Origin of the sequence: Bradyrhizobium sp. (assembly GCF_047605465.1) — a bacterium.
Classification (GTDB): Bacteria; Pseudomonadota; Alphaproteobacteria; order Rhizobiales; family Xanthobacteraceae; genus Bradyrhizobium.
On sequence record NZ_JASGFS010000012.1, the window covers coordinates 1 to 25,162 of the forward strand.

At 68.0% G+C, this 25,162-nt stretch carries 26 protein-coding genes, 1 pseudogene and 1 riboswitch; of the genes and pseudogenes, 18 read left to right on the forward strand and 9 right to left on the reverse strand.

Annotated elements, in window-relative coordinates:
• Positions 1 to 41: 41 nt before the first annotated feature.
• Positions 42 to 506 (reverse strand): annotated as a pseudogene (locus QM712_RS12960) (adenosylcobinamide-GDP ribazoletransferase); the annotation flags it as partial.
• Positions 503 to 1,006, reverse strand: coding sequence for a bifunctional adenosylcobinamide kinase/adenosylcobinamide-phosphate guanylyltransferase (gene cobU / locus QM712_RS12965; RefSeq protein ID WP_415023495.1), 504 nt, complete (start codon positions 1,004 to 1,006; stop codon positions 503 to 505). The gene cobU and the pseudogene QM712_RS12960, both read right to left, overlap by 4 nt.
• A gap of 127 nt (positions 1,007 to 1,133) precedes the next feature.
• On the opposite strand from cobU, the gene cbiB reads away from it, so the two are divergent.
• Positions 1,134 to 2,075: an adenosylcobinamide-phosphate synthase CbiB gene (gene cbiB / locus QM712_RS12970; RefSeq protein ID WP_415023496.1), complete on the forward strand. Its 942-nt coding sequence runs from the start codon at positions 1,134 to 1,136 to the stop codon at positions 2,073 to 2,075.
• Between the two features lie 11 nt (positions 2,076 to 2,086).
• Complete coding sequence (gene cobD / locus QM712_RS12975; RefSeq protein WP_415023497.1) at positions 2,087 to 3,052, forward strand: threonine-phosphate decarboxylase CobD; 966 nt, start codon at positions 2,087 to 2,089, stop codon at positions 3,050 to 3,052.
• Here the strand turns inward: cobD and QM712_RS12980 are convergent.
• Both QM712_RS12980 and cobO read right to left on the reverse strand, forming a co-directional pair.
• Positions 3,041 to 4,489 carry a cobyric acid synthase gene (locus QM712_RS12980; RefSeq protein WP_415023498.1) on the reverse strand — a complete coding sequence of 483 codons (1,449 nt, stop codon included), beginning with the start codon at positions 4,487 to 4,489 and terminating at the stop codon, positions 3,041 to 3,043. The genes cobD and QM712_RS12980 overlap by 12 nt on opposite strands.
• A gap of 12 nt (positions 4,490 to 4,501) precedes the next feature.
• Complete coding sequence (gene cobO / locus QM712_RS12985; protein WP_415023499.1) at positions 4,502 to 5,137, reverse strand: cob(I)yrinic acid a,c-diamide adenosyltransferase; 636 nt, start codon at positions 5,135 to 5,137, stop codon at positions 4,502 to 4,504.
• 40 nt (positions 5,138 to 5,177) lie between these two features.
• Positions 5,178 to 5,400: riboswitch (cobalamin riboswitch) on the forward strand.
• Between the two features lie 94 nt (positions 5,401 to 5,494).
• On the opposite strand from cobO, the gene QM712_RS12990 reads away from it, so the two are divergent.
• From QM712_RS12990 to cobJ, 7 genes are read left to right on the forward strand one after another with little or no spacing between them, the layout of a single operon-like run.
• Complete coding sequence (locus tag QM712_RS12990; RefSeq protein ID WP_415023500.1) at positions 5,495 to 5,869, forward strand: DUF1636 family protein; 375 nt, start codon at positions 5,495 to 5,497, stop codon at positions 5,867 to 5,869.
• The gene (cobW, locus tag QM712_RS12995) at positions 5,866 to 6,900 is read left to right on the forward strand and encodes a cobalamin biosynthesis protein CobW (protein ID WP_415023501.1); all 1,035 of its coding nucleotides are present in this window, start codon (positions 5,866 to 5,868) and stop codon (positions 6,898 to 6,900) included. Before QM712_RS12990 ends, cobW begins: the two co-directional genes overlap by 4 nt.
• Entirely contained in the window at positions 6,900 to 10,148 is a 3,249-nt protein-coding gene (gene cobN / locus QM712_RS13000; protein WP_415023502.1) for a cobaltochelatase subunit CobN, read from the forward strand. The genes cobW and cobN overlap by 1 nt, the downstream gene beginning before the upstream one ends.
• Complete coding sequence (cobG, locus tag QM712_RS13005) at positions 10,145 to 11,308, forward strand: precorrin-3B synthase (RefSeq protein ID WP_415023503.1); 1,164 nt, start codon at positions 10,145 to 10,147, stop codon at positions 11,306 to 11,308. The genes cobN and cobG overlap by 4 nt, the downstream gene beginning before the upstream one ends.
• The gene (locus QM712_RS13010) at positions 11,308 to 11,937 is read left to right on the forward strand and encodes a precorrin-8X methylmutase (RefSeq protein ID WP_415023504.1); all 630 of its coding nucleotides are present in this window, start codon (positions 11,308 to 11,310) and stop codon (positions 11,935 to 11,937) included. Before cobG ends, QM712_RS13010 begins: the two co-directional genes overlap by 1 nt.
• Before the next feature lie 2 nt (positions 11,938 to 11,939).
• Positions 11,940 to 12,671: a precorrin-2 C(20)-methyltransferase gene (locus QM712_RS13015; RefSeq protein ID WP_415023505.1), complete on the forward strand. Its 732-nt coding sequence runs from the start codon at positions 11,940 to 11,942 to the stop codon at positions 12,669 to 12,671.
• Positions 12,668 to 13,402 carry a precorrin-3B C(17)-methyltransferase gene (cobJ, locus tag QM712_RS13020; protein WP_415023506.1) on the forward strand — a complete coding sequence of 245 codons (735 nt, stop codon included), beginning with the start codon at positions 12,668 to 12,670 and terminating at the stop codon, positions 13,400 to 13,402. The genes QM712_RS13015 and cobJ overlap by 4 nt, the downstream gene beginning before the upstream one ends.
• Here cobJ and QM712_RS13025 read toward each other — a convergent pair.
• Positions 13,378 to 14,124 carry a cobalt-precorrin-6A reductase gene (locus tag QM712_RS13025; protein ID WP_415023507.1) on the reverse strand — a complete coding sequence of 249 codons (747 nt, stop codon included), beginning with the start codon at positions 14,122 to 14,124 and terminating at the stop codon, positions 13,378 to 13,380. The two genes, cobJ and QM712_RS13025, sit on opposite strands and share 25 nt — an antisense overlap.
• On the opposite strand from QM712_RS13025, the gene cbiE reads away from it, so the two are divergent.
• Genes cbiE through cobT form a run of 7 tightly spaced genes read left to right on the forward strand, consistent with a single transcriptional unit; the run spans position 14,123 to position 20,300 of the window.
• Positions 14,123 to 15,304 (forward strand): precorrin-6y C5,15-methyltransferase (decarboxylating) subunit CbiE, encoded by a 1,182-nt coding sequence (gene cbiE / locus QM712_RS13030; protein ID WP_415023508.1) that lies wholly within the window; start codon positions 14,123 to 14,125, stop codon positions 15,302 to 15,304. The genes QM712_RS13025 and cbiE overlap by 2 nt on opposite strands.
• Positions 15,301 to 15,669, forward strand: a complete 369-nt coding sequence (locus tag QM712_RS13035) for a cobalamin biosynthesis protein (RefSeq protein ID WP_415023509.1) — start codon at positions 15,301 to 15,303, stop codon at positions 15,667 to 15,669. Before cbiE ends, QM712_RS13035 begins: the two co-directional genes overlap by 4 nt.
• Positions 15,666 to 16,448: a precorrin-4 C(11)-methyltransferase gene (gene cobM, locus QM712_RS13040; protein WP_415023510.1), complete on the forward strand. Its 783-nt coding sequence runs from the start codon at positions 15,666 to 15,668 to the stop codon at positions 16,446 to 16,448. The genes QM712_RS13035 and cobM overlap by 4 nt, the downstream gene beginning before the upstream one ends.
• Complete coding sequence (locus QM712_RS13045; protein ID WP_415023511.1) at positions 16,448 to 17,758, forward strand: cobyrinate a,c-diamide synthase; 1,311 nt, start codon at positions 16,448 to 16,450, stop codon at positions 17,756 to 17,758. Before cobM ends, QM712_RS13045 begins: the two co-directional genes overlap by 1 nt.
• Complete coding sequence (gene cobA, locus QM712_RS13050; protein ID WP_415023512.1) at positions 17,755 to 18,486, forward strand: uroporphyrinogen-III C-methyltransferase; 732 nt, start codon at positions 17,755 to 17,757, stop codon at positions 18,484 to 18,486. The genes QM712_RS13045 and cobA overlap by 4 nt, the downstream gene beginning before the upstream one ends.
• A complete protein-coding gene (cobF, locus tag QM712_RS13055; RefSeq protein WP_415023513.1) occupies positions 18,483 to 19,232 on the forward strand; it encodes a precorrin-6A synthase (deacetylating) in 750 nt (249 codons plus the stop codon). The genes cobA and cobF overlap by 4 nt, the downstream gene beginning before the upstream one ends.
• A 15-nt stretch (positions 19,233 to 19,247) precedes the next feature.
• Positions 19,248 to 20,300, forward strand: coding sequence for a nicotinate-nucleotide--dimethylbenzimidazole phosphoribosyltransferase (gene cobT, locus QM712_RS13060; RefSeq protein ID WP_415023514.1), 1,053 nt, complete (start codon positions 19,248 to 19,250; stop codon positions 20,298 to 20,300).
• A 6-nt stretch (positions 20,301 to 20,306) separates the two neighbouring features.
• Here cobT and QM712_RS13065 read toward each other — a convergent pair whose 3' ends face one another.
• Positions 20,307 to 20,879, reverse strand: a complete 573-nt coding sequence (locus tag QM712_RS13065; RefSeq protein WP_415023515.1) for a histidine phosphatase family protein — start codon at positions 20,877 to 20,879, stop codon at positions 20,307 to 20,309.
• A 148-nt stretch (positions 20,880 to 21,027) separates the two neighbouring features.
• Between QM712_RS13065 and QM712_RS13070 the strand changes: the two genes are divergently transcribed.
• Positions 21,028 to 22,461: a PepSY domain-containing protein gene (locus tag QM712_RS13070; protein WP_415023516.1), complete on the forward strand. Its 1,434-nt coding sequence runs from the start codon at positions 21,028 to 21,030 to the stop codon at positions 22,459 to 22,461.
• Between the two features lie 64 nt (positions 22,462 to 22,525).
• Here QM712_RS13070 and QM712_RS13075 read toward each other — a convergent pair whose 3' ends face one another.
• Together QM712_RS13075 and QM712_RS13080 are read right to left on the reverse strand one after the other, a co-directional pair.
• Positions 22,526 to 23,278 carry a siderophore-interacting protein gene (locus tag QM712_RS13075; RefSeq protein ID WP_415023517.1) on the reverse strand — a complete coding sequence of 251 codons (753 nt, stop codon included), beginning with the start codon at positions 23,276 to 23,278 and terminating at the stop codon, positions 22,526 to 22,528.
• A 42-nt stretch (positions 23,279 to 23,320) separates the two neighbouring features.
• On the reverse strand, positions 23,321 to 23,713 hold the full coding sequence (locus QM712_RS13080; RefSeq protein WP_415023518.1) for an O-methyltransferase: 393 nt from the start codon (positions 23,711 to 23,713) through the stop codon (positions 23,321 to 23,323).
• A gap of 13 nt (positions 23,714 to 23,726) precedes the next feature.
• Here QM712_RS13080 and QM712_RS13085 point away from each other — a divergent pair, with 13 nt between their 5' ends.
• Complete coding sequence (locus tag QM712_RS13085) at positions 23,727 to 24,038, forward strand: hypothetical protein (RefSeq protein WP_415023519.1); 312 nt, start codon at positions 23,727 to 23,729, stop codon at positions 24,036 to 24,038.
• 79 nt (positions 24,039 to 24,117) lie between these two features.
• Here the strand turns inward: QM712_RS13085 and QM712_RS13090 are convergent, their stop codons facing one another.
• Positions 24,118 to 24,978, reverse strand: a complete 861-nt coding sequence (locus QM712_RS13090; RefSeq protein WP_415023520.1) for an AraC family transcriptional regulator — start codon at positions 24,976 to 24,978, stop codon at positions 24,118 to 24,120.
• Positions 24,979 to 25,162: the final 184 nt, after the last annotated feature.

Sequence of the window (25,162 nt, forward strand, 5' to 3'; positions counted from 1 at the left end):
CCTACCACTCCTAAATTATATGATTTAAAATCTGGTCTTCAAGTATGCGCCGCGCACAGCGCCAGCATCACGGCCCAGGGATCGGCGATCGCCGCGAGCGCGCTCCAGCGCAGGCCGAACGACAGCATCAGCGCGCAGGCGCCGTAGGTTCCGATCCGGCTGTCACGCATGATCTCGAGCTTGCGCTCGCGCGTCCGGCCGCCGCCGAGTCCATCCGCGGTATCGGCGAGGCCGTCCTCATGCAGTGCGCCGGTGACGAGGACGGTGACGGCCAGCGCGATTAGCGCGGCTGTCGTCGGCGGCAATCCCGATTTAGTCGCGACCGCGTAGCCGGCGGTGCCTGTGAGACCAACCAGCAGTCCCGCGACCGGCAGCGCCCAGGTCGCACGCGCGATCGCGCCATCGGCGGCCGGCTTCGACGATGCCACCGGAACGATCGTGACGAAGGACGCCGCGATCCTGAGATCGGCGACGACGTCCCGCAGGAGTTCGACGCGCGGCATCATTTCAGCTTCATCGGCAAGCCCGCGACGACGAACTCGACCTCGTCGGCAACCGCGGCTATGGCCTGATTCATGAACCCGGCGGCGTCGCGAAAACGGCGCGCGAGCGCGTTGTCCGGCACGATGCCGAGGCCGACCTCGTTGGTGACGAAGACGACGGGGCTCTTCAGGCCGGGCAGGGCGCGGGCGAGTTCCGTTGTCTCATGCTCCCAGTCGCGCTCGGCGTGGAGCAGGTTGGAAAGCCACAGTGTCAGGCAATCGACGAGCCTTGCGCCGCCGCCGTCGGTTGCGGCCAGCGCCTGCACCAGGTCCAGCGGCACCTCGCGTTCGATCCAGTCGGTTCCGCGCCGTGCGCGATGCCTGGCGATGCGGTCTTCCATTTCCGTGTCGAGCGCTTCGGCCGTCGCGACATAGACGGGCCGTCCCGGAAAGGCGCGGGTGCGCGTCTCCGCGTGCCGGCTCTTGCCCGATCGCGCTCCGCCCGTGATCAAGATGACGGCCATGAAGGTCTCCTGTCAGCGAGCACTAATCACCAAACGCAGCCAAAGACAAAGCCGAAATCGGCAGCCGAGGGGCTTGCGCTCGTGCCCCGCTTTGCGCAACAGGGGCGGATCGGAACGGGAGATCGGCGTGGGTTTTGCGGGCGCGATGGCGGTGGCGATGGCGGTGGATGCCCTGATGGGGTGGCCGTCGCCGCTGTTCGCGCGGATCGGGCACCCCGTGACCTGGCTGGGCCGGCTGATCGCCGCGATCGACACCGCCTGGAATCGTTCATCGGATCCGCCGGCGCTGCGCCGCGCCGCGGGAATCGCGGGCGCACTCGTCGTCATCGTCCTGTCGGCCGGGCTCGGCTGGGTGATTCAATCCGTGCTGGCGCCGGGCTGGATGCAGATCGTTCTGGTGGGCATCCTGGCATGGCCGCTGGTCGCGCTGCGTTCGCTCGACGATCACGTCGCCGCGGTCGCCGCTCCCTTGCGGGCCGGAGACATGGCGGGTGCCCGCGAAGCGGTTTCGCGGATCGTCGGCCGCGATCCCGCCGTGCTCGACGAGGCCGGCATTGCGCGCGCGGCGATCGAGAGCCTTGCCGAGAACGCCTCCGACGGCATCGTTGCGCCGGTGTTGTGGGGTGCGCTGTTCGGTCTGCCTGGTATCTTCGGCTACAAGGCGATCAACACGCTGGACTCCATGATCGGCCATCGCTCCGAGCGGCACGAGGCGTTCGGCTGGGCCGCCGCGCGCATCGACGATGTCGCCAATTTCATTCCGGCTCGGCTGACCGGATTCCTCTTCGTGCTGCTCGCTCCCGGGCTCTTGCAGGCGCTGTCGTGCATGACGCGCGATGCGAACCGCCATCGCTCGCCCAACGCCGGCTGGCCGGAGGCCGCGATGGCCGGCGCGCTGGGCGTGCGGCTCAGCGGCCCGCGGATTTATCACGGCAGCATCACGAAGGAGCCCTGGCTCAACGAGGGCGCGCGCGATCCGCTGGCAGCCGACATCTCTGCCGGGCTGACGATCTATCGCCGTGCGATGCTGCTCCTTGCCGGCATCCTTGCGATCCTGGCTTTCGCGTGAAAGAACGGGACATGCGCGAGCACGGCGGAAATCTCGATCAGGCCCAGCAGCGTTTCGGCGGTCGCGCGGAGGACTGGATCGATCTCTCGACGGGGATCAACCGGCAGCCTTATCCGGTGGGTGATGTGAGCCTGCGCGCGTGGAGTGCGTTGCCGTCGCGCGCCGAGATCGAGACCCTGCATCAGGCGGCACATCATGCCTATCGCACGCGGGCGCCGCTTCTCGCGTTGGGCGGCGCGCAGGCCGCCATTCAATTGCTGCCGCAACTCGCATCACGCGGCCGCGCGCGCGTCCTCGCACCGACCTACAATGAATATGCAGGCGTGCTCTCCGCCGCGGGGTGGGACGTCGAGGAAGTCGCTGATCTCGACGCGCTGGCGGGCGCTGATCTCGCTGTCGTCGTCCATCCCAACAATCCGGACGGACGGTGTCATGCGCCGCAGGATCTGCTGGCGCTGCTGCCGCGTATCGGCCGTCTCGTGATCGACGAGAGTTTTGCCGATGCGGATCCGCATCTATCGCTCGCGCCAGAGGCGGATCGGCAGGGGCTCCTGGTCCTGCGTTCGTTCGGCAAGTTCTATGGTCTTGCGGGGCTGCGGCTTGGATTTGCGATCGGCAACGCGACGGACATCGCCGCGCTTGCGGCCATGTCCGGTCCATGGCCGGTGTCGGGCGCGGCAATCGCAATCGGCCGTCGCGCATTGCGCGACGACGCCTGGGCCAGGGATGCGTCGGCACGCCTCGCGCGCGACTGTGTTCGCCTCGACGCCATGGCGCAAGCGCAGGGCTGGCGGCTCGTCGGCGGCACGCCGCTGTTTCGTCTCTACGAGACGGCGGACGCGATGGCTGTGCAGGAGAAGCTCGCACGCATCCAGATATGGTCGCGCGTGTTCGCGCGGAATCCGGCGTGGCTGCGCCTCGGGCTTCCCGGGGGCGACGCCGAATGGACGCGTCTTGCCGATGGATTAGCGCGCTAGCGCGAGCAGGCCGTCGACGTCGAGATGCTTTTCGATGTGGTCGGCCAGTGCATCGAGTGCGCTCTCGACCCTGGCGTGATAGGGCTCGTCGCCCGCGGGAATGTCGAGCTTCGCCAGGAACGCCTTGCGGAAATCATCCGAGGTGAAAAGGCCGTGCAGATAGCTGCCCTGCACGCGCCCGTCGCCCGAGATCGCGCCTTCCGGCTCGCCGCTCAATGTCGCGAACGGGCGTGCGCGGTCCGGCCCATCGGTGCGGCCGATGTGGATTTCGTAGGCCTCGATCGGCTGATCCGTTGCGGCGTGCACGGCCGCAACGCGCGTCAGCGTCTTCTGCGCACTCATCACCGTCGTCACGTCCAGAAGTCCGAGGCCTCGCGTGTCGCCGGCTGGGCCTTCGATCCCGTCCGGATCGGCGACGCTCCGTCCCAGCATCTGATAGCCGCCGCAGAGGCCGAGCACATGGCCGCCCCGGCGGTGATGTGCGATGAGATCGATGTCCCAGCCCTGCGTGCGCAGGAAGGCGAGATCGCCGCGGGTGGATTTCGACCCGGGAATGATGACGAGCCTGACATCGCCGGGGATCGCTTCGCCCGGACGCACCATCACGAGATCGACGCCCGCCTCGAGCTTGAGCGGATCGAGATCGTCGAAATTCGCGATCCGCGACAGCGCGAGACATGCGATCTTGCACTGGCCCGGCTTCCGCGCGTCGGCTAGGCCCAGCGCATCCTCGGCCGGCAGCTCGCCGGCGCGCGCGAACCACGGCAGCACGCCGAAGCCGCGCCATGCGGTCTTCGTTTCGATCAGCCGGTAGCCGTCGTCGAACAGCGTGGGATCGCCCCGGAACTTGTTGATCAGGAAGCCCTGGATCATCGCGGCATCGTCCGGGTCGATCACCGTCTTGATGCCCACGAGCTGGGCGATCACGCCGCCGCGGTCGATGTCGCCGACGAGCACGACGGGGACTTCGGCCTTGCGCGCGAAGCCCATATTGGCGATGTCGGCCTTGCGCAGGTTCACTTCGGCCGGGCTGCCGGCGCCTTCGACCAGCACGAGGTCGGCGCGCGCCTTCAGCCGCTCGAAACTCTCCAGCACCGCGCCCATCAGCTGCGGCTTCATCGCCGCGTATTCGCGCGCACGTGCGGTCGCGATGCGTTTTCCCTGCACGACGATTTGCGCGCCGATGTCGGTTTCCGGCTTCAGCAGCACCGGGTTCATGTCGGTGTGCGGCTCGACGCCGGCGGCGCGCGCCTGGAGCGCCTGGGCGCGGCCGATCTCGCCGCCGTCGACGGTGACGGCGGCGTTGTTCGACATGTTCTGGGGCTTGAAGGGAAGCACGCGCAGGCCGCGGCGCCTTGCGGCGCGCGCGAGGCCGGCGACGATGAGCGACTTGCCCACGTCCGAGCCGGCTCCCTGGATCATCAACGCGCGCGCCATGGCGAATGTGTCTCAGAACTCGACGCCGGCTTGCGCCTTGATGCCGGAGCGGAAGGGATGCTTGACCAGCGTCATCTCGGTCACGAGGTCGGCGATCTCGATCAGCTCATCCTTGGCGTTGCGGCCGGTGAGGACGACATGCGTCATCGGCGGCTTCTGCGTTTTCAGGAAGTCGACGACCTCTGCGATGTCGAGATAGTCATAACGCAGCGCGATGTTGATCTCGTCGAGCACGACCATGCGCAGCCGCTCATCGGCGATCAGCTCCTTGGCCTTCTCCCAGCCGGCGCGCGCGGCGGCGATGTCGCGGGCGCGATCCTGCGTTTCCCAGGTGAAGCCTTCGCCCATCGCGTGGAATTGGCAGAGGTCGCCGAAATGGCCGGTGAGCAGGCGCCGTTCACCGGTGTCCCAGGCCCCCTTGATGAACTGCACGACCGCGCAGGGCAGGCCGTGGGCGACGCAGCGGACGATCATGCCGAAGGCCGAGGACGACTTGCCCTTGCCGGCGCCGGTGTGGACGATGATGAGGCCTTTTTCGCCGCTCTTGGTGGCCATGATCTTGTCGCGGGCGACCTTGATCTTCGCCATTTTTTGGGCGTGCCGGGCGTCGGTATCCGCGGTGGTTTGCGTCTCCGGTTCAGGCGTCATCGGACGGGGTCCTTCGGCTTGACAAGTGGCAGCCGGGGGCAAATGGTGGGCCGGCGTTGGTTCCTGTCCTATGACAGGCGAAGAGGGAATGCGATAGGGTCCGAATCGGCAAGATCCGGGTTCAAAATGCAGCCGCCCCCGCGACCGTGACCGGAGAGATGCCCGAAGCCACTGACCCCCCGAAGGGGATCGGGAAGGCGGGTATCGAGGGCAAAAACCCTGCTCCGCAAGCCGGGAGACCTGCCAGCGCGGACGATTTTGGACCGGTGGACGGGGTGTTCCGCGACGGGGAAACGGGCCTCTCGAACCAAGGTCCGTGCGCCTCATCGCCTCCCGATGTTTATTCTGGAAGAGGCGATGGCCGTCACACTTCACGTCTGTATCACCTGCCGCGCCGGCCAGACACCGGCCGAGGGCGAGGCGACCCCCGGCAAGCGCCTGCATGGCGCGATCCTCGAGGCCGGCGTGCCCGACGGCGTCAATGTGGTTCCTGTCGAATGCCTGTCCGCATGCAGCCAGGGCTGTTCGGTCGCGCTCAGCGCGCCCGGCCGCTGGTCATATGTCTATGGCCGCCTCTCCGAGGCCAACGCACAGGACGTGGTCGCGGGCGCCGCGGCCTATGCAGCCGCTCCCGATGGCCTCGTGCCGTGGCGCAGCCGTCCTGAAATCTTCCGCAAGCAGTCGCTTGCCCGCATTCCTCCCGTTCCCATCGTGCCAGAGGCCGCAGAATGAATTCGCTCGCAAAAGTCCCCGTCACCGTCGTCACCGGCTTCCTGGGATCCGGCAAGACCACGCTGATCCAGCACCTGCTCGCCAATGCCAACGGCAAGAAGCTGGCCGTGCTCGTCAACGAGTTCGGCAGCGAAGGCGTTGACGGCGAGATTCTGAAGTCCTGCGCCGATGCCAACTGTCCGGAAGAGAACATCGTCGAACTCGCCAATGGCTGCATCTGCTGCACCGTCGCCGACGATTTCATTCCGACCATGGAGCAATTGCTGGCGCGGCCGGTGAAGCCTGATCACATCCTGATCGAGACGTCGGGCCTGGCGCTGCCGAAGCCGCTGCTCAAGGCGTTCGACTGGCCGGAGATCCGTTCGCGCATCACGGTCGACGGCGTGATCGCGCTCGCCGATGCCGAGGCCGTTGCCGCGGGCCGCTTCGCGCCCGATCCCGCTGCTGTCGAGGCGCAGCGCGCAGCCGACGAAAATCTCGATCACGAGACGCCGCTGTCGGAAGTGTTCGAGGACCAGATCGCCTGTGCCGATATCGTGCTGCTGACGAAGGCCGACCTTGCAGGCGCGGCGGGAGTGGAAGCGGCAAAGGCCGCGATCACCGCCGAGATGCCGCGCCGCGTGCCGATGCTGCCGGTGACCGACGGCGCGATCGACGCGCGCGTCATTCTCGGCCTCGGCGCTGCGGCGGAGAACGATCTCGCCGCACGTCCCTCGCATCATGACGGCGAGGAAGATCACGAGCACGACGACTTCGCGTCCGTCGTGATCGATCTTCCCGAGGTTGCGGATGTGGATCAGCTGGTCGCATCGATCCAGCGTCTCGCGCGCGAGCAGAACGTGCTGCGCGCCAAGGGCTATATCGCGGTCGCGGGCAAGCCGATGCGCTTGCTGCTGCAGGCGGTCGGCGAGCGTGTGCGGCACCAGTTCGACAAGCCCTGGGGCGCAGGCAGCCGGCAGTCGAAGCTGGTGGTGATCGGCGAGCATGGTGACATCGACGAAGTCGCGATCAGAGCGGGACTTGGTATCTGATGCATGTCGTCTTCCGCGAGAGCCGCGGTCTCGAGGAGACAGCGACGCCAAGGGACATCGGCCAGGATCCGGCCGATCTCGTGGCGCTCTCGTTCTCGGACTCGGACCTTGCGGCATTCGCGGCAGGCTGGCGGCGCGGCCGCGGCAGCCTGCCGTCGCTGCGGCTCGCCAATCTCGCGGAACTGCGCCATCCCCTGTCGGTCGACACCTATATCGAGCGGACGCTGTCGCACGCGCGCGGCATCCTGGTGCGCCTGATCGGCGGTGAATCCTACTGGTCCTACGGGCTGACCGCCCTGCATCAACTGGCAAGGGACCGCGGCATCGTGCTGGCCGTGCTGCCGGCCGACGGCCGCGACGACACGCGGCTCGATGCCTATTCGACCCTGCCGGTTTCGACCTTGCGGCGGCTCAAGGTGCTCTGCGACACCGGTGGCCCGGTCGCGGCCCAGGCCGCGATCGCCCAGCTCTCGCTGGCCTGCGGTCTCTATGCCGGACCGGTGGTCGGAGAGATGGTCGTTCCCGACATGGGCTTCTACGATCCCGCGCGCGGCGTCATCGCGGCCCCTCCGCACGGCGAAAGCAAGCGCCGTGCACTGGTCGTGTTCTATCGCTCCTATTTCACCGCGGCCGATACCGGGCCGGCCGATGCGCTGATCGCCGCGTTGCGCGCGCGCGGCTTCGATGCGTACGGCGTGTTCGTCACCTCGCTGAAGGCGCCGGGCGTCGCGGAGTGGCTGCGCGATCATCTGACGACGCATCCACCCGCAGCGATCGTCAACGCGACGGCGTTCTCCGCGATCGGCGACGACGGCACAACGCCATTCGATGCCGCCGCATGTCCGGTGTTCCAGGTCGCGCTGTCGACGGCACGGCGCGAGGACTGGGCGGAATCGCTGCGCGGCCTGTCGCCCGGCGATCTCGCGATGCATGTCGTGCTGCCGGAGGTCGACGGCCGCTTGTTCGCCGGCGTGGTGAGTTTCAAATCGGCCGGGGATCGCGACCCGGATCTGCAGTTCTCGCATCTGGCGCATCGTCCGGATAAGGATCGGGTGAATGCCATCGCGGCGCGGATCTCGGCGTGGCGGAGCCTTGCCGAAAAGCCGGTGGGCGAGAAGCGGCTCGCGATCGCGCTTTCCAATTATCCCGGTCGTCCACACCAGATCGCGCATGCCGTCGGCCTCGACGCGCTTGCGTCGGTCGAGGTGCTGCTGTCCGATCTCTCCGGGGCCGGCTTCGATGTTGCGCCGGTCCACGCGCTCGGTGCGATGTTGCTGACGCAGCGGCTGACCTGGAGCGCTGCCGACTATCGCGCGGCGCTCTCGCGTCTTCCGCAGGCACTGCAGGACGATCTCGCGCAGGCCTGGGGCGAGCCTGAAAACGATCCGAACTGCATCGACGGCGCGTTCCATTTCGCCGCCATCGCATGCGGCGCGTCGATCGTCGCGGTTCAGCCCGAGCGCGGCGATGCCATCACGCGCGATGCCGACTATCACGATCTCTCCCGCACGCCGCGCCACGCCTATGTGGCCTTCTACCTCTGGCTCCGGGAGCAGGGCTTCGATGCCGTCGTTCACATCGGGGCGCATGGCACGCTGGAATGGTTGCCCGGAAAATCCGTGGCGCTGTCGTCAAGCTGCTGGCCGGAAGCCCTGATCGGCGATCTCCCCGTCATCTATCCCTTCATCGTCAACGATCCCGGCGAGGCCGCGCAAGCCAAGCGGCGCACGGCGGCCGTCACGATCGGTCATCTGCCGCCACCGCTCGCGGCTTCCGCGGTGCCGGAAGGACTGCGGCGGCTCGAACGTCTGCTCGACGAATATTCGACCGCCGATGGTCTCGACCCCGCCCGGCGCCAGCGCCTGATCGCGGAGATCCGGGACGAGGCGCGCACGGCGGGACTGGAGGACGATCTCGGTCTCGATGCATCGGCCGCGCCCGCGGAAGCGATCCCGCGGATCGATCGCTTCGTCTGCGATCTCAAGGAGAGCCAGTTCGGCGACGGCCTGCACGTGTTCGGGCGCGGCGCCTGCGGCGAGGCGGAGCGGGATGCATTGCGCAACGCGCTGGCCGGGCAGCGCGTTGCGCCGGGACCGTCGGGCTCGCCCTATCGCGGGCGCCAGGACGTGCTGCCGACGGGACGCAATCTCTTCGCCGTCGATCCGCGCGCCGTGCCGACGCCGTCGGCGCACGCACAGGGCGTCAAGCTCGCGGAAGAGCTGTTGCGGCGTCATCTGCAGGATCACGGCGACTGGCCGAAGGGACTCGTCGTCGACCTCTGGGGCTCGGCGACGATGCGCACCGCAGGCGAGGAGTTTGCGATGGCGCTGCATCTGGCCGGCCTTGCGCCGCGCTGGGATCATGCGTCCGGCCGCGTCACCGGCTACGACATCATCGCGCCGGTCGAGCTCGGGCGTCCCCGCATCGACGTGACGCTGCGCGTGTCGGGCCTGTTCCGCGATGTCTTCTCGGGCCTCGCGCAATTGTTCGAGGCGGCCGCCGACGCGCTGTCGGCACGCGAGGACGAGGGCAGCGAAAATCCATACCGTCATCGGACGGCGCGCGTGTTCGCGCCGCGTCCCGGACAATATGGTGTCGGCCTGTCGGCGATCCCCGATGCCTTCACGGCCGAGACGCGGGATGCTGCGGGCGAAGCCTGGCTGTCGGCGTCATCCTGGGCGGTGTCGGCCGATGGCGGGATGCAGCCGGATCGTGCCGGCATCGAGGCGCGGCTCGCATCCGCCGATGCGTTCGTCCATGTCCAGGATCTGCCGGAGACGGATCTGCTGCTCGCTGCCGACTATGCCGCGCACGAAGCGGGTATCGCCGCGGCGGCCAAGCACCTCGGCGCGCCTGCGCCGTCGCTTTATCATCTCGACGCGACGCGGCCGGACCAGCCGCATGCGCGCACGCTGACGGAAGAGATTTCGCGCGTCGTTCGCGCCCGCGCGGTCAATCCGGCCTGGATCGCCGGCATGATGCGCCACGGCTTTCGTGGAGCGGCCGAGATCACGGCGACGCTCGAACATATGGCCGCCTTCGCGCATCTGGCCGACGCCGTGCCGCCGCATCTGTTCGATCTCTACTATAACGCGACGCTGGGCAACGACGATGTCCGCGCCTTCATGGCGCGGGAAAACCCGGCGGCGCTGACTGCGATGGAGACGTGCTTCACGCGCCTGAACGAGGCCTCGCTCTGGCGAACGCGTCGGAATTCGATCGCCGCGTCGTTGCGGGAGGTCTCATGAGCGCGGTAGCGATCAAGGGGTGGTGCCCGGGCGCGCTGCATCCGATGCAATCGGGGGACGGGCTCGTGGTTCGGGTCCGTCCGTTCGGCGGACGGCTCGAACCGGCGCAGATCGCCGGGCTTGCCGAACTGGCCGCGCGCTGCGGCAATGGTCTGATCGATGTCACGAGCCGTGCCAATCTCCAGATCAGGGGCGTCAGCCCCGGCAGTCACCATGCGCTGCTCGATGGCCTCGCGCGTCTGGCCTTGCTCGACCCTGACGAGGCGACGGAAGCGCGGCGCAACATCCTGGTCACGCCGTTCTGGAACGGCGGCGATGCGACGCCATCGCTTGCCGCCGAACTCGAGAAGGCGCTCGCCGACAGCGCGCTTTCGCTTCCGACCAAATTCGGCTTTGCCGTCGATGACGGATCCTCGCGCGTGCTCGCCGGTGATTCCGCGGATGTGCGGATCGAGCGCGATCATGCGGGGGAACTCCTGGTGCGGGCGGATGGCGCGAAATTCGGCCGCTCGGTCGCGCGCGCAGAGGCGGTGACGGTTGCGCTCGCGCTGGCGGATTGGTTCGTGACCTCGGGTGGTGCGACCGGCGGGCGAGGGCGGATGGCGGCGCATCTTGCGACCGGCAAGGCTCTGCCCGACGCATTGTGCGGCAAGGCCGAACCTGCGCCGATCAGCCCCGCGGCACGCCCCGGCCTCTATCCGCAAGGCGCGATGGTCGGTGTTGCGTTCGGGCAGTTGCCGCATGCGACGCTCAGGCAGTTCGCCGATGACGGGCATGCGCTGCGCATGACGCCCTGGCGCATGGTCCTGAGTGAAGGTCAGCGGGTGATGCCGTCAGCGCCCGACCTGATCACCGAGCCCTACGATCCCGCGCTGCGCGTCGTGGCCTGCAGCGGCGCGCCGCGTTGCCGCGAGGCGCATGCCGATACCCGCGCACTGGCTGCGGCGCTCGCACCACGTATCGGAGCGGGCCTGGGGCTTCATGTTTCCGGCTGTGCCAAGGGCTGCGCCCATTCCGGCGCGGCCGCGGTCACGCTGGTGGCGACACGCGCCGGATTCGATCTCGTCCGTGGCGGATCGACGCGCGACGAACCCATGCTGCGTGGACTGAACGGCGGCGACATCGTACGCGATCCTTCCATCCTGATGGGAGGGCATTGATGGCGCATGTCTATGAAACCGATGGCGCGGCCATCTACCGGCAATCCTTCGCCACGATCCGGGCCGAGGCGGATCTGGCGCGTTTCGCGCCTGACGAAGAACAGGTGGTGGTGCGGATGATCCATGCCGCCGGCATGGTGGGCCTTGAGGCGAATGTGCGCTTCACGCCCGGCATGGCCGCTGCGGCGCGCGCCGCGTTGCAGAAGGGCGCGCCGATCCTCTGCGACGCCCGGATGGTGTCGGAAGGCATCACGCGTGCCAGGTTGCCGGCCGGCAACGCCGTTATCTGCACGCTCGGTGATCCATCCGTGCCGGCGCTGGCGCAATCCATGCGCAACACGCGCTCGGCCGCGGCGCTCGAACTGTGGCGGCCGCATCTGGATGGCGCGGTGGTTGCGATCGGCAACGCGCCGACCGCACTCTTCCACCTGCTCAACATGCTGGAGGATCGCGATTGTCCGCGGCCGGCGGCGATCATCGGATGTCCGGTCGGATTCGTCGGCGCCGCCGAATCCAAGGCCGCGCTGATGGTCGAGCCGCCGGTGCCGGCGCTGACCGTCGTGGGGCGTCTCGGCGGCTCCGCGATCACCGTTGCGGCCGTGAACGCATTGGCAAGCCGGAGCGAATGACGATGGGACGCATCATCTGTTGCGGTCTTGGTCCCGGCGATCCCGATCTCATGAGCGTGCGCGCCGATCGCACCGTGCGCGGCGCCCGGCATGTCGCCTATTTCCGCAAGCAGGGCAGGCCCGGCCAGGCGCGCCGCATCGTCGAGGGCATGCTGGCTGCCGACATCACCGAATATCCCATGGAATATCCGGTCACGACGGAGATCGCGTTCGACACTCCGGAATATGTGCGCCTGGTCGACGCCTTCCACGACGAATGGGCGGAGCGTCTGGTGCGTCTGGCGCGCGCGGTCGATGTCGTCGTGCTCTGCGAAGGCGATCCCTATTTCTACGGTTCCTTCATGCACCTTCACGCACGCCTGCAGGGCCGTGTCGAAATCGAGGTGATCGCGGGCATTCCCGGCATGGTCGGTTGTTGGAACGCGGTCGGCCGGCCGATCGCGCTCGGCGACGACGTCACGACCGTGTTGATGGGCACGCTGGCCGAGGACGAGCTCGAGCGGGGCATGCGCGGTTCCGATGCGCTCGTCGTCATGAAGACCGGCCGCAACCTGCAGAAGGTGCGTCGCGCACTCGCCTCCGCGGGCCGGCTGGACGATGCCTGGCTGGTCGAGCGCGGCACCATGCCGGACCAGCGCGTCGCGCGGCTCGCCGACATCGATGCCGCCGAGTGTCCTTATTTCGCGATCGTGCTCGTGCACGGCAAGGGCCGGCATCCGGACGCCGCCGAATGACGGGCACCCTGACCATCGCAGGCCTCGGGCCGGGCAGTGATGCACTGATCACACCGGAAGTCTCCGCTGCGCTGGCGGCTGCGACCGACATCCTGGGCTATGCGCCCTATGTCTCGCGCGTTCCGCCACGCGCCGGATTGACGCTGCATCCGTCCGACAATCGCGAGGAACTGCAACGGGCACACGAAGCGCTGCGGCTCGCCGCAGAAGGCGGCCGGGTCGTCGTGGTCTCGTCCGGCGATCCCGGCGTGTTCGCGATGGCATCCGCCGTGTTCGAGGCGCTCGAACAGGCGCCGGATTGGCGGGAGCTCCCGATCCGCGTGCTGCCGGGCGTCACCGCGATGCTGGCGGCGGCGGCGCGCGCCGGCGCGCCGCTTGGCCATGATTTCTGCGCGATCAATCTCTCCGACAATCTGAAGCCGTGGGCGGTGATCGAGAAGCGTCTGCGGCTTGCCGCGGACGCCGATTTCGCGATCGCGATGTACAATCCGCGCTCGGTGAGCCGGCCGGATGGATTCGGCCGTGCGCTCGCGGTGCTGAAGGAAGGCGGTTGCGGTGAACGGCTCGTCATCTTCGCGCGCGCGGTCAGCGCGCCGGAGGAGCGGATCGAGACCGTGACGCTGAACGAGGCCCGGCCGGAGATGGCCGACATGCGCACGCTCGTGATCGTCGGCAATTCGCAGACGCGCCGGGTCGGCCGCTGGGTCTATGCGCCGAGGCAGGTCCGATGACGAAGCCATTGCATCGCCTCGGCGACGCTCTCCACGCGGTGCCTGTCCGGCAGATGCGGCCGCGAGATCATGATCACGGGCAGGCCGAGCGTGCGAGCGGCGCCGATCTTGGCGCGCGCGCCGTCGCCGCCGGAATTGCGGGCGACGATCCAGCCGATGTCGCGCTTGCGCATCATGTCCAGTTCGGCCTCGAAGGTGAACGGTCCGCGCGACACGATCACCTTCGCGGCGAACGGCAGCGGCGCTTCGGGCGGATCGACGAAGCGCAGCGTGTAGACGTGCTGCGGCTTGCCTGCGAAGGGCGCGATGTGTTGGCGGCCGATGGCGAGGAACACGTTGGCCGGAGCCTCGGGCAGCGCGGCGACGGCGGCTTCGATGTCGGCGATCTCGATCCAGCGGTCGCCGGGCGCTTTGGTCCAGGGCGCGCGTTCGAGCGCGATCAGCGGGGTGGCGGTGCTCGCGCACGCCTCGATCGCGTTGCGGCTCATCTCGGCAGCAAAAGGATGGGTTGCGTCGATCACATGCGTGATGGCTTCGCGGCGGATGTAGCCGGCAAGCCCATCGGCTCCACCGAAGCCGCCGATTCGCGTCGGCAGCGGTTGATCGGCAGGCGCGCGGGTACGTCCGCCATAGGAATAGATGGCATCGAGCCCGGCGCGCGCGATCTCCGCCGCGAGTTGGCTCGCGTCGGCCGTTCCGCCCAGAATGAGGGCGCGCGTCATGGCTGATCCCTGGCTGACCATCATCGGTATCGGCGAAGATGGCCTTGCCGGGCTCTCCGAGGCAAGCCGAAAGGCGCTGCGAGCAGCCGAAACCGTGTTCGGCGGTGACCGGCATCTCGCGCTCGCGGAGGCGAGGGATCGTGGCTGTCCATGGCCGGTGCCGTTCGATGCGCAAGCCGTGCTGAATTTCCGAGGCCGCCCGACCGTCGTGCTGGCCTCCGGTGATCCGTTCTGGCACGGCGCCGGCGCGGGTCTCGCCGAGAAGCTCGATGCCGGCGAATGGATCGCGCATTCGGCGCCGTCGACATTCTCGCTCGCCGCCGCGCGGCTGGGCTGGCGGCTCGAATCCGTGACTTGTCTCGGTCTGCACGCCGCGCCGTTCGAGCGCCTCGTGCCGCATCTGTCGCGCGGCGCGCGGATCATCTGCCTGGTGCGCGATGCCAGTGCGGCCTCCGAGCTTGCGCGATGGCTGACCGCGCGGGGCTGGGGTGCCTCGGCCTTCTGGACGCTCGCCGCGCTCGGCGGGCCGCGCGAACGCATCAGGGAGCATCGTGCCGATCGGCTTGCGGGCGATCTCGCCGGCAATCCGATCGCGGTCGCGATCGAGGCGCGGGGAGCGCAGGGCATTCCCCGCAGTTCCGGACTGCCGGACGATCTCTTCGTCCACGACGGCCAGATCACCAAGCGCCCGGTGCGCGCACTGGCGCTCTCGGCGCTCGCGCCGCGTCCCGGTGAACGACTGTGGGACATCGGCGCGGGCTCCGGATCGATCTCGGTGGAGTGGGCGCTGTGCGGCGGGACCGCGATCGCGATCGAGGCGCGCGAGGACCGCGCCGCCAACATCCACAGCAATGCGGACGCTTTCGGCCTGGCGCATCGGATCAGCGTCATCCCGGGCAACGCGCCCGAAGCTCTCGCGGCGCTGGATGCGCCGGATGCGGTCTTCATCGGCGGTGGCCTTGATATCGCGATGTTCGATGCCGTCTGGTCACGGCTCGGGGCGGGAACGCGGCTCGTCGCGCATGCGGTGACGCTAGAGACGGAAGCGCTGCTGGGCGATCTGCACCGGCATCATGGCGGCGATCTGACGCGGGTGGAGATCGCGCATGCGGCGCCTCTCGGCCGCTACCGATCCTGGGAAACATCGCGCCCGGTGGTGCAATGGAGTGCGGTCCGATGAAGGTGGCCGGGCTCGGTTTCAGGCAGGATGTCACGCTGGTCTCGCTGCGCGAGGCGCTTCTCGCGGCCGGCGGAGGTGAAGGGCTGGCGGCTGTGGCGACCGTGAGCGACAAGGCCGGGGCGGAGGCGCTGAAGCAGCTCGCGCGCGAATGCGGCGTGCCGATCAGGGCGATTCCGCCGGATGTGCTGGCCGGCATCGAGACGCCGACCCAGTCGAAGCTGGTTGTAGAGAAGTTCGGCACGGGATCGGTCGCCGAAGCCGCGGCGCTGGCCGCGGCCGGTCCTCGCGCGCGATTGATCGGGACTCGGGCGATCTCGCAGGATCACACCGCGACCGCCGCGATCGCGGTAGGAGACGATTCATGACCGTGCATTTCATCGGAGCTGGACCGGGCGCTCCCGATCTCCTGACATTGCGCGGCCGCGATTTGATCGCGTCCTGCCCGGTCTGCCTCTATGCGGGCTCGCTGGTGCCGGAGGGCGTGCTGGCGCATTGCCCGCCGGGCGCGCGGATCGTCAACACCGCGCCGCTGTCGCTCGACGAGATCATCGCGGAGATCGCCGCGGCACACGCGGACGGCAAGGATGTCGCGCGGCTGCATTCGGGCGATCTCTCGATCTGGTCCGCGATGGGCGAGCAGCTTCGCCGCCTGCGCGCGCTCGGCATTCCCGTCACGGTCACGCCCGGCGTTCCGTCCTTCTCGGCCGCAGCGGCCGCGCTTGAAGCCGAACTGACGCTGCCCGGGATCGCCCAGACCGTGGTGCTGACCCGCACGCCGGGCCGCGCCAGTGCGATGCCCGAAGGCGAGACGCTCGCCGCGTTCGCCGCGACCGGCGCGGTGCTTGCCATCCATCTGTCGATCCATCTGCTCGACACGGTCGTCGCCGAGCTGACGCCGCATTATGGCGCGGACTGCCCGGTCGCCATCGTCTGGCGCGCGAGCTGGCCGGACCAGCGCATCGTCCGCGCCACGCTCGCGACGCTCGATGCCGCGGTCGGGACAGAGCTCGAACGCACCGCGCTCATTCTCGTTGGCAAGACGCTCGGCGCGGCGGATTTCGACGAGAGTCGTCTCTATGCCGCCGACTATGACCGCCGCTATCGTCCGGTCGGGGCGGAGCCGCGTTTTCCGGAGCCTCGCTGATGGCTGCAAGCCTCGTCATCTCCGCGCCTGCCTCCGGCGTCGGCAAGACGACGCTGACGCTGGCGCTGGCGCGCGCCTGGCGCAATCGCGGCTTGCGGGTGCAGTGCTTCAAGAGCGGACCCGATTACATCGATCCTGCCTTTCATGCCGCCGCGACGGGACGCGCGTCCGTCAATCTCGACAGCTGGGCGATGGGGCGCGCGGCGATCGACCATCTCGTCAGCCGCGGCGCGGATGCCGATGTCGTGCTCGCCGAGGGCTCGATGGGCCTGTTCGACGGTGTCGCGACGCGTGGCATCTCCGGCACCGGCGCCACCGCGGACATCGCGGAGATGCTGGGCTGGCCGGTGCTGCTGGTGATCGATCCATCCGGACAGGCGCAGACGGCGGCGGCGATCGCCGCCGGTCTTCGCGATTATCGCCCCGGCGTGCGGCTTGCGGGCGTGGTGCTCAATCGGGTCGCCAGTCCGCGCCACGAGGACCTCGTGCGTCGTGCGCTGATCGATGCCGGCATCGCCGTGTTCGGTGCGCTGCCGCGTCATGCCGGGATCAATCTGCCGAAGCGGCATCTCGGCCTGGTGCAGGCCGAGGAGCAGGCCGAGATCGGCAAGCTGATCGACGAGGCCGCGCGCTTCGTCGCCGAACATGTCGATCTCGACTCGGTGCTGCGATCGGCAACCGACTGGCCGCCGCAATCGCCGACCGGGGGCCTCAACGTCACGCCGCCCGGACAGCGCATCGCGCTCGCCCGCGACGCGGCGTTCTCCTTCGTCTATCCGCACATGCTCGAGGCATGGCGCGCGGCGGGCGCGGAGATCTCGACCTTCTCGCCGCTCGCCGACGAGGGCCCCGACATGAGCGCCGATGTCTGCTGGCTGCCCGGAGGCTATCCCGAGCTGCACGCGGGCAAGCTCTCGGCCAATGCACACTTTCGCAGCCGGCTGAGTTCATTTGCCGAGACACGGCCTGTGCACGGCGAATGCGGGGGCTATATGGTGCTGGGGACGGCTTTGACCGATGCCGACGGTGTCCGCCATGAGATGACGGGCCTGCTCGGACTGGAGACGAGCTTCGCCAAGCGGCGCATGCATCTGGGCTATCGTCTTGCCGAACTCGCCGCGCCGATGCCGGGACACCAGGCAGGCGCGCGCCTGCGCGGCCATGAGTTCCACTATTCGACCATCGTCACGCAGCCTGACACGGCGCTGGCGATCGTGCATGATGCCACCGGCGCGGTCATCGCCGAGACCGGCTCGCGGCGCGGCCACGCCACCGGCACGTTCTTCCATCTGATCGCGGAGGACCGGTGAGCGGCTTCGTTTGCTTCATCTCCGCCGGTCCCGGCGATCCGGAGCTGCTCACCGTGAAGGGAGCGGCGCGGCTGCGCGAGGCCGACGTCGTGCTCTATGACGACCTCGCATCCGGCGCGATCCTCGATCTTGCCCGGCCGGGCGCCAATCTCGTCGCGGTCGGGAAGCGGGCAGGCCGCGTCTCCACCAAGCAGCATCATGTCAACCGCCTGCTGGTGGACTATGCCGCCACCGGCGTGCGCGTGGTGCGCTTGAAGTCCGGTGATGCCGGCATCTTCGGCCGGCTGGAGGAGGAGCTCGAAACTTTACGTGACGCGGGCATCGGCTACGAGATCATCCCCGGCGTGACCTCGGCCTGTGCCGCCGCCGCCGAGGCCGGCATTCCCTTGACCCGGCGCCATACCTCGCGCCGGGTGCAGTTCGTGACCGGAGCCGATGTCACCGGCGAACTGCCGGAGAATCTCAACTGGGCGGCGCTCGCCGATCCCGAAGCCACGACCGTGGTCTATATGGGCCGTCGCACGTTTCCGGCGCTCGTCGCAAGGTTGATCGCGCATGGCCTCGCCCCGGATACGCCGGCGCTGTTCGCCGAATCCCTCGGGCGCTCCGATGAACGTCTGCTCCGCACCACGATTGCCGAACTTGCCGAGCAGCTTGCACGCGGCGGCGCGGCTTCGACCGCGGCGGTGATCCTGTTCGGCGCGCTGGCCGGAGACCATCCGTCATGATGACGCTCGCGCTGATCGGCATCGGCTGCGGCGATCCCGGACAGCTCACGCGGGCGGCGATCAATGCCATCAACGCGGCCGACCTCGTCATGATCCCGCGCAAGGGCAGCGCGAAATCCGATCTAGCCGATCTCAGGCGGACGATTTGCGCCGATATGCTCACCAGCACGGAGACGCGCATCGCGGAGTTCGATCTGCCGGTGCGGGACGCAGGCGAAGCGGATTACCGCAAGGGCGTCGACGACTGGCACGACCAAATTGCCGCGGTCTGGGCACGGACGATCGCGAGCCATCTCGGCCGCGAGGGCAGGGTCGCGCTGCTGATCTGGGGCGACCCCTCGCTCTACGATTCCTCGCTGCGTATCGCACAGCGGTTCGAGCCCGTCCCGAAGATCGAGGTGATCCCGGGCATCACCTCGATCCAGGCGCTCTGCGCGGCGCATGCGCTGCCGCTCAACGACATCGGCGAGCCGTTCCTGGTCACGACGGGGCGGCGCCTGCGCGAAGGCGGCTGGCCCGGGGGCGTCGACACCGTGGTCGTGATGCTCGACGGCGGCACGGCGTTCCAGGCGCTCGAACCGGAAGGCCTGCACATCTGGTGGGGCGCCTATCTCGGCATGCCCGATCAGATCATCATGTCCGGCACGCTGGCCGAGACCGGCCCGCGCATCGTGGCCGCGCGGCAGGACGCGCGCGTGCGGCACGGCTGGATCATGGACAGTTACATCCTCAAGCGCAGGTCATGAGGCAAGCGAGGCAGCATGCTCCCCGATTGGGTCTACCGGAAATGCCCTGACGTCTCGGCGGTCCATCGCGAGGCGGCGGTCGCGCGCCAGGCGCAACTGACCAAGCCAGCCGGTGCGCTCGGCCGGCTCGAACAGCTCGCGATCGAGCTCGCAGGCCTGCAGGCGGCGGATCAACCCCGCGCCGCGCGGGCGCCGATCATCATTTTTGCCGGCGATCACGGCATCGTCGCGCAGGGCGTGTCGGCCTATCCGCAGGAGGTGACGATTGCGATGATGGCGAATTTCGCCGCGGGCGGTGCCGCGATCTCGGTGCTGGCGCGCGAGCTCGGCGTGAGCCTGGAAGTGGTCGATGCCGGGACGCTGGCCCAGTCGGAGATCGCAGGCGCCGTCGTCGACAAGCCACGCCATGGCACGCGCGATTTCAGCGTCGAGTTTGCGCTCGCCTCTGAGGAGCTGGCATTCGCCTTCGAGGCCGGGCAGCGCGCGGTCGCGCGTGCCGAAGCGGCCCGGCCCGATCTGCTGATCCTCGGTGAGATGGGCATCGGCAACACGACGACGTCGGCGGCGATCGCGGCGGCACTGCTCGGCGTGAGCGCAGAGGAGATCGCCGGCAGCGGCACGGGTGTCGATGCAGCGGGCCTCGCGCACAAGGCGGCCGTCATCGACGCGGCGATTGCCCGTCATGGCATTGCGGGGGCCTCAGCCGAAACGATCCTGTGCGCCGTCGGCGGTCTCGAAATCGCGGCGATCTGCGGCGCGATCATCGCGGCCGCGCAAGGCCGCATTCCGGTGCTGGTCGATGGCTTCATCGTCTCGGTCGCGGCGCTCGCGGCGGTGCGCCTGAACCCGTCGTGCCGGCCGTTCCTGCTGCCGTCGCACCAGTCGGCGGAGCAAGGCCATCGCCTGGTGCTCCGCGCCCTGAACGTCCAGCCGCTGATCAGCCTCGATCTCCGGCTCGGCGAGGGATCGGGCGCCGCCATCGCGCTGCCCCTGGTGCGGCTCGCCTGCGCGCTTCACAACGGCATGGCGACTTTCGCGCAGGCGAACGTTCCGGATCGTCCGGCCTGATCCGGCTCACGCCGCGCGCTGATTGACGGCGACGACGCGCCAACCGGTCGCGAGCCGGTCGATCCGGGTGAGCGAGAGCGGATCGATCACGAAGCGCAGGGCGGCCTGCGGCGTGAGATCCAGGGCGATGCAAAGCGCGGCGCGGATGGTGCCGGAATGGACGACGAGTGTCGCGGGGCCGGCTTCGATGCGCTGAAGTCCCTGCCCGACCCGCGCGACCTGATCCTCGAAGCTCTCGCCCCCGGGTGGCCGTGCGTGCGCCGGGTCGCTCCAGAAGCGCGCATAGGCGTCACCGCCGGCCGCAGCGAGTTCGTCGTGCCGATGGCCGGTCCATTCGCCGAAATTCTGTTCGCCGAATTCGCGAACGAGCACCGGATCAAGCCCCAGCGCCCGGGCGGTTTCGACCGTGCGCCGCGACGGGCTCGCGTAGCTGGCGCCATCTTGCGGGAGCCGTCGCCGGACCGCCTCCAACTGCACGCGATCGTCGAGCCTGGCCGGCGCATCGGCCGCGTGAATGGTTCCGGCGACACCGTCGACGATGGCGTGCCGTATCAGCCAGAGGAAGGTCTCGCCTCCCATGCGTGTCTCCAAGGAAGTTGGTCGTTGTGGCGATAGCGCCGCAGTCCTTACATTGACTCGCTCCGGGGCGTAATCCTAGATGGACGGGACGGTTTCCCCATCCGGGATGAACAGGGAACGCGGTGCGCAGACTTGAGGCGCTGAACGTATGATGGGCGCGATCGTTCTGTTGCATCGCTGGCTCGGAATCGCGTTCTGCCTGCTGTTCGCGATGTGGTTCGCGACCGGGATCGTGATGCACTTCGTCCCGTTTCCCTCGCTGACGGATGCGGAGCGCCTTGCCGGCCTCGTGCCGGTGGATGGCGGACAGACGACACTCACTGTCACCCAGGCCGTGGCTCGCAGCGGGATCACGGATGCAAGGCGCGTTCGCCTGATCCAGCGCAGCGATGGCCCGGTGTATGTCATATCGGGACCGGAGCGGTGGCAGGCCGTCCATGCCTCTGACGGCGGTGCCGCCACGGTCGTTTCGTCCGATCTGGCGCTGACCATCGCGCGGGACCATGCGCGTCACCGCGGGCTCGACGCCACGCGGGCCGCGATCGTCGCACATGAAGACTATGACCAGTGGAGCGTGCCGAACGGCTTCGATCGGCATCGGCCGCTGTTTCGCGTCGCGCTCGGCGATGCCGCCGGGACGGAGATCTATGTTTCCTCGTTCACCGGCGAGGTCGTCCTGGATACGACGCGAAGCGAGCGTGGATGGAATCTCGCCGGCAGCGTCCTCCACTGGATCTATCCGACAGTGCTCAGGAGCAATGGGCTGCTTTGGGATCGCGTGGTCTGGACCTTGTCGCTGCTGGCTTTGATTGCGGCCTTGCTCGGGTCCGTGCTCGGACTTGTGCGTATCGGGATCGGACGCGGGCCGGCCTTGTCGCCTTACCGTGGCTGGCATGCGCTGCATCACGTGATCGGGCTCGCGACGATGGTGTTCGTGCTGACCTGGATCTTCAGCGGGTGGCTCTCCATGGACCAGGGATTGCTGTTCTCGCGTGGGCAACTGACTTCGCTGGAATCCGGTATCGCGAATGCCGCGCCGGACTGGACCTCCGCTTCGGCGCTCGATCGACGGGCGATATCGCCCTCTGCGCGCGAGGTCGAATGGTTCGGCTTCGATGGCACTCTCTATCGCCGCGACCGGATTGCCGCGGATGGCCAGATCCTGATCAAGGCGGGGGAGGCGTCCCACGAGGCGCTTGCGGGTTTCCTCAGCGTGCCTGAAGTTCAGGGATTGACGATGCGCCTTGCGACGAACTGCGGCATTCCCTTCGTTCTCGCGGAAGATGACGACTATCCCGCTCAATCTGTCATTCCGGGAGGCCCCGTCTATCGTTCCCGATGCGGTGATGTCTGGTTCGATATCGATGGTGCCGACGGACGCGTGCTGCAGCGGCTGGATGCCTCGCGACGCGCTTATCGCTGGCTCTACAGCGCGCTGCATACGCTCGATTTTCCGATCCTGATGGCGCACCCGCTCGTTCGCGATGTTCTCATCGTCGGGCTCTGTGCGCTCGGGCTGATGTTCTCCGTCACCGGAATCGTCATTGGCTGGCGACGTCTGAGCCAGACCTTCGCAGCCTGAGCCCAAATCGCGATCCCGAACCGAGAGCTCGCGCGAGCCGCCGTCCGGCTCAGACGGAAACGTCCTAGTCCAATCCGGTCTTGCCCGGCGCCCAATAGGCCTTGGTCTTCAGGCGCGACGATGACACCCCGGCGGCTTTCACCGCGCGGCTGGCGCGCTGGATCGATGATGCCTTGCCGGTCAGGATGAAAGACGCGCCGCTCTCGGCGAGGCCCGACAGCTTCGCTTCGACGATAGCGAGATGGGCGTCGTCAGTGCCACGCTCGATCAACGTCGCCTCGCCTAGGCCGATCCTCTCAAGCACCAGCCGCGACTCCATGACATCGGAGACCTCGAAGATGTGGGTTGCGCCGGGAGCCCGTGGGCCGGCGAGGAGGGCGGCTGCCAGTCCGAACGAGGTCTCGTCGCCGAACAGGACCACCGGCGATTGCAGTCCGGACAGATCGAGTGAACGACGCGGTCCCAGGAATTGGCAGCGGCCTCCTTCGCGCAGGCCGCTCGCCCATCGGCTTCCGGGGCCGTCGCCATGCGCGAAAGCGAGCAGCCGGGTTCTACCGTTGTCGGCGTCCCAGGACATCGGCGTATAGGTTCGCGCGCTCAAGCCCGAGCCCATCGATACCTGAATCTTGGCGCCTGCCATCCAGGCGACGCCCTTGAGCGCATCGCCTTCGAGGTCAACGAGCCGGAAGCGGGGCGAGGGCGCCTCGACAGCGGCAATGCGCGCCTCGCGCATCAGCCATCGCAACAATGCCCGCGTGACCGGGCCTTGCGGCACCCGCATTGGCTCGGAATCCTGCGGCTGGTTGCCGGACTGCATCAAGGCTTCACTCCTGTGGTTCAGGTTTCGTGGCGGCGCGGATCACCTGGTCCTGACCGTGAGTTCGTTGCCGCGCCCGGGATCAAGCGACAGCGGCAGTGAGACATAGCCGTTGCCGGGGTCGCGTACATAGTCGAGATAGCCAGGGCCTTCGTCGAACGCGTTCTCGCCGATGATGATCGCGCCGGGCTTCAGGTGAGGCTCGAGCAGCTTGAGGATGGGTAGATAGAGCGTGAACGCGCCGTCCAGCATTACCATGTCGATCTTGCCGCCGACGCCGGGCTTGAGGGTTTCGCGCGCATCGCCGACACGAAACTCAATCAGGTCATCGAGGCCGGCGGCGGCAAGATTCGCACGTGCACGTTCGACCTTGCCGGGTTCGAGGTCGGTGCCGACCAGGCGGCCACCGCCCATGTCGCGCAAGGCCGCCGCCATGTAGATGGCGGAAATGCCCATCGATGACCCGAACTCGACGATACGCGTCGCCTTGCAGGCGCGCGCACATATAGAGAAACCGCCCGAACTGCGGGCTGACGCTCAGGAAATTGCCCGCGAGCCCGCGATAGACTTCCGCCAGATCTCTGGTCTCGGCTTCGATGAACTGGCTGATGGTCTCCTGCAGATCGGTCCCTTCGCCCGCATGAGCCTGCATCAGAGGCGCATCGGCGATATCCGCTTCGTGATGAAGACGCTTGAGAGTGTCGGCGACGAGACCGCTGCTGAGGGAATCCATGTTTCCGGCTCCGGACAATGCGCCTGACGGCGCGCCTGGGAGCCTTGGTACGAAATCGTCCCTGCGGCCGCATTCCGCAAACGGGACAATCTGTTGCGAATTCCGGTCATTGCAGGCCGATGCGGCGGTCCGCGAGATAGCGTGCCGGCGGCTTGCCGAGGGCCTTGCGGAACATGGTGACGAAGGCGCTCGCGCCCTCGTAGCCGAGATCGAGCGCCACGGTCTGGACCGACGCGCCCTGATCGAGGCGCTGAAGCGCGATCAGGATGTGGAGCTGCTGCCGCCAGCGGCCGAAGCTCATGCCGGTCTCGCGTTGCAGGATGCGGGTCAGCGTTCGCGGCGCCACCGCCATCCGCCGACCCCATTCATCGATCGTGGCGCGGTCGGACGGATCGGACATCATGGCGCTCGCGATCCTGCGCAGCCTGACATCGGCCGGCATCGGAAAACTCAACGCCTCGGCGGGCGCCAGCGCGAGCTGGTCGAGCAGCACCGCGGCGATGCGGCCGTCGGCGCCGTCGACGTCGTACAGGACCGGCATCCGCGAGACATGCATCATCAAATGCTCAAGCAATGGCGAGATCGACAGCGTGCAGCATTGCCGGGGGAGCATCGGCAGGGCATCCGGTTCAACGAACAGGCAATAGACCTCGACGTCTCCGGCGACGCTCACGCTGTGCGGGACGTTGCCGGGGATCCACAGCGCACAACGGGGCGGCACGATCCAGACGCCTTGCCCGGCCTCGCACCGCACGAGACCGCGCAAGGCCAGGACAAGCTCGTCCTTCCGATGCTCGTGCATTCCGACCTCGGTGCCCTTCGTGACCATTTCACCCCCGAAGGCGGCGATGGCGCGCGGCACGTCCTCAGGGTCGAAATGCACGGTATCGTCGGGACGAAGATCGTCTTCGTTGAGCCGGAAGAAGGGCATGGTGGGCGGCAGCCGATCCGAATGCGGTGATTTCAATCACGCAATATCTGGCCCGCGGCCGCAACTTTCAACGCAGGGCGCCGCAATATTGACCGGTTCTAACCGGGATTTGGCCTGCCGGCGGGCTCGTCGGCTGCCCCTCCGGGAAGACCGGCTGCCCGCCGAGGCGTCATAGATCCCTTTCCGGCGGACGTCTTTCGGTGTAGCTCTGCGCGCATGA

Coding starts and splice junctions, on each gene's coding strand:
- cobU (WP_415023495.1), bottom strand. CDS start 1,006: ATGGCCGTCATCTTGATCACGGGCGGAGCGCGATCGGGCAAGAGCCGG.
- cobD (WP_415023497.1), top strand. CDS start 2,087: ATGCGCGAGCACGGCGGAAATCTCGATCAGGCCCAGCAGCGTTTCGGC.
- QM712_RS12980 (WP_415023498.1), bottom strand. CDS start 4,489: ATGGCGCGCGCGTTGATGATCCAGGGAGCCGGCTCGGACGTGGGCAAG.
- cobO (WP_415023499.1), bottom strand. CDS start 5,137: ATGACGCCTGAACCGGAGACGCAAACCACCGCGGATACCGACGCCCGG.
- QM712_RS12990 (WP_415023500.1), top strand. CDS start 5,495: ATGGCCGTCACACTTCACGTCTGTATCACCTGCCGCGCCGGCCAGACA.
- cobW (WP_415023501.1), top strand. CDS start 5,866: ATGAATTCGCTCGCAAAAGTCCCCGTCACCGTCGTCACCGGCTTCCTG.
- cobN (WP_415023502.1), top strand. CDS start 6,900: ATGCATGTCGTCTTCCGCGAGAGCCGCGGTCTCGAGGAGACAGCGACG.
- cobG (WP_415023503.1), top strand. CDS start 10,145: ATGAGCGCGGTAGCGATCAAGGGGTGGTGCCCGGGCGCGCTGCATCCG.
- QM712_RS13010 (WP_415023504.1), top strand. CDS start 11,308: ATGGCGCATGTCTATGAAACCGATGGCGCGGCCATCTACCGGCAATCC.
- QM712_RS13015 (WP_415023505.1), top strand. CDS start 11,940: ATGGGACGCATCATCTGTTGCGGTCTTGGTCCCGGCGATCCCGATCTC.
- cobJ (WP_415023506.1), top strand. CDS start 12,668: ATGACGGGCACCCTGACCATCGCAGGCCTCGGGCCGGGCAGTGATGCA.
- cbiE (WP_415023508.1), top strand. CDS start 14,123: ATGGCTGATCCCTGGCTGACCATCATCGGTATCGGCGAAGATGGCCTT.
- QM712_RS13025 (WP_415023507.1), bottom strand. CDS start 14,124: ATGACGCGCGCCCTCATTCTGGGCGGAACGGCCGACGCGAGCCAACTC.
- QM712_RS13035 (WP_415023509.1), top strand. CDS start 15,301: ATGAAGGTGGCCGGGCTCGGTTTCAGGCAGGATGTCACGCTGGTCTCG.
- cobM (WP_415023510.1), top strand. CDS start 15,666: ATGACCGTGCATTTCATCGGAGCTGGACCGGGCGCTCCCGATCTCCTG.
- QM712_RS13045 (WP_415023511.1), top strand. CDS start 16,448: ATGGCTGCAAGCCTCGTCATCTCCGCGCCTGCCTCCGGCGTCGGCAAG.
- cobF (WP_415023513.1), top strand. CDS start 18,483: ATGATGACGCTCGCGCTGATCGGCATCGGCTGCGGCGATCCCGGACAG.
- cobT (WP_415023514.1), top strand. CDS start 19,248: ATGCTCCCCGATTGGGTCTACCGGAAATGCCCTGACGTCTCGGCGGTC.
- QM712_RS13065 (WP_415023515.1), bottom strand. CDS start 20,879: ATGGGAGGCGAGACCTTCCTCTGGCTGATACGGCACGCCATCGTCGAC.
- QM712_RS13070 (WP_415023516.1), top strand. CDS start 21,028: ATGATGGGCGCGATCGTTCTGTTGCATCGCTGGCTCGGAATCGCGTTC.
- QM712_RS13075 (WP_415023517.1), bottom strand. CDS start 23,278: ATGCAGTCCGGCAACCAGCCGCAGGATTCCGAGCCAATGCGGGTGCCG.
- QM712_RS13080 (WP_415023518.1), bottom strand. CDS start 23,713: ATGGCGGCGGCCTTGCGCGACATGGGCGGTGGCCGCCTGGTCGGCACC.
- QM712_RS13085 (WP_415023519.1), top strand. CDS start 23,727: ATGCCCATCGATGACCCGAACTCGACGATACGCGTCGCCTTGCAGGCG.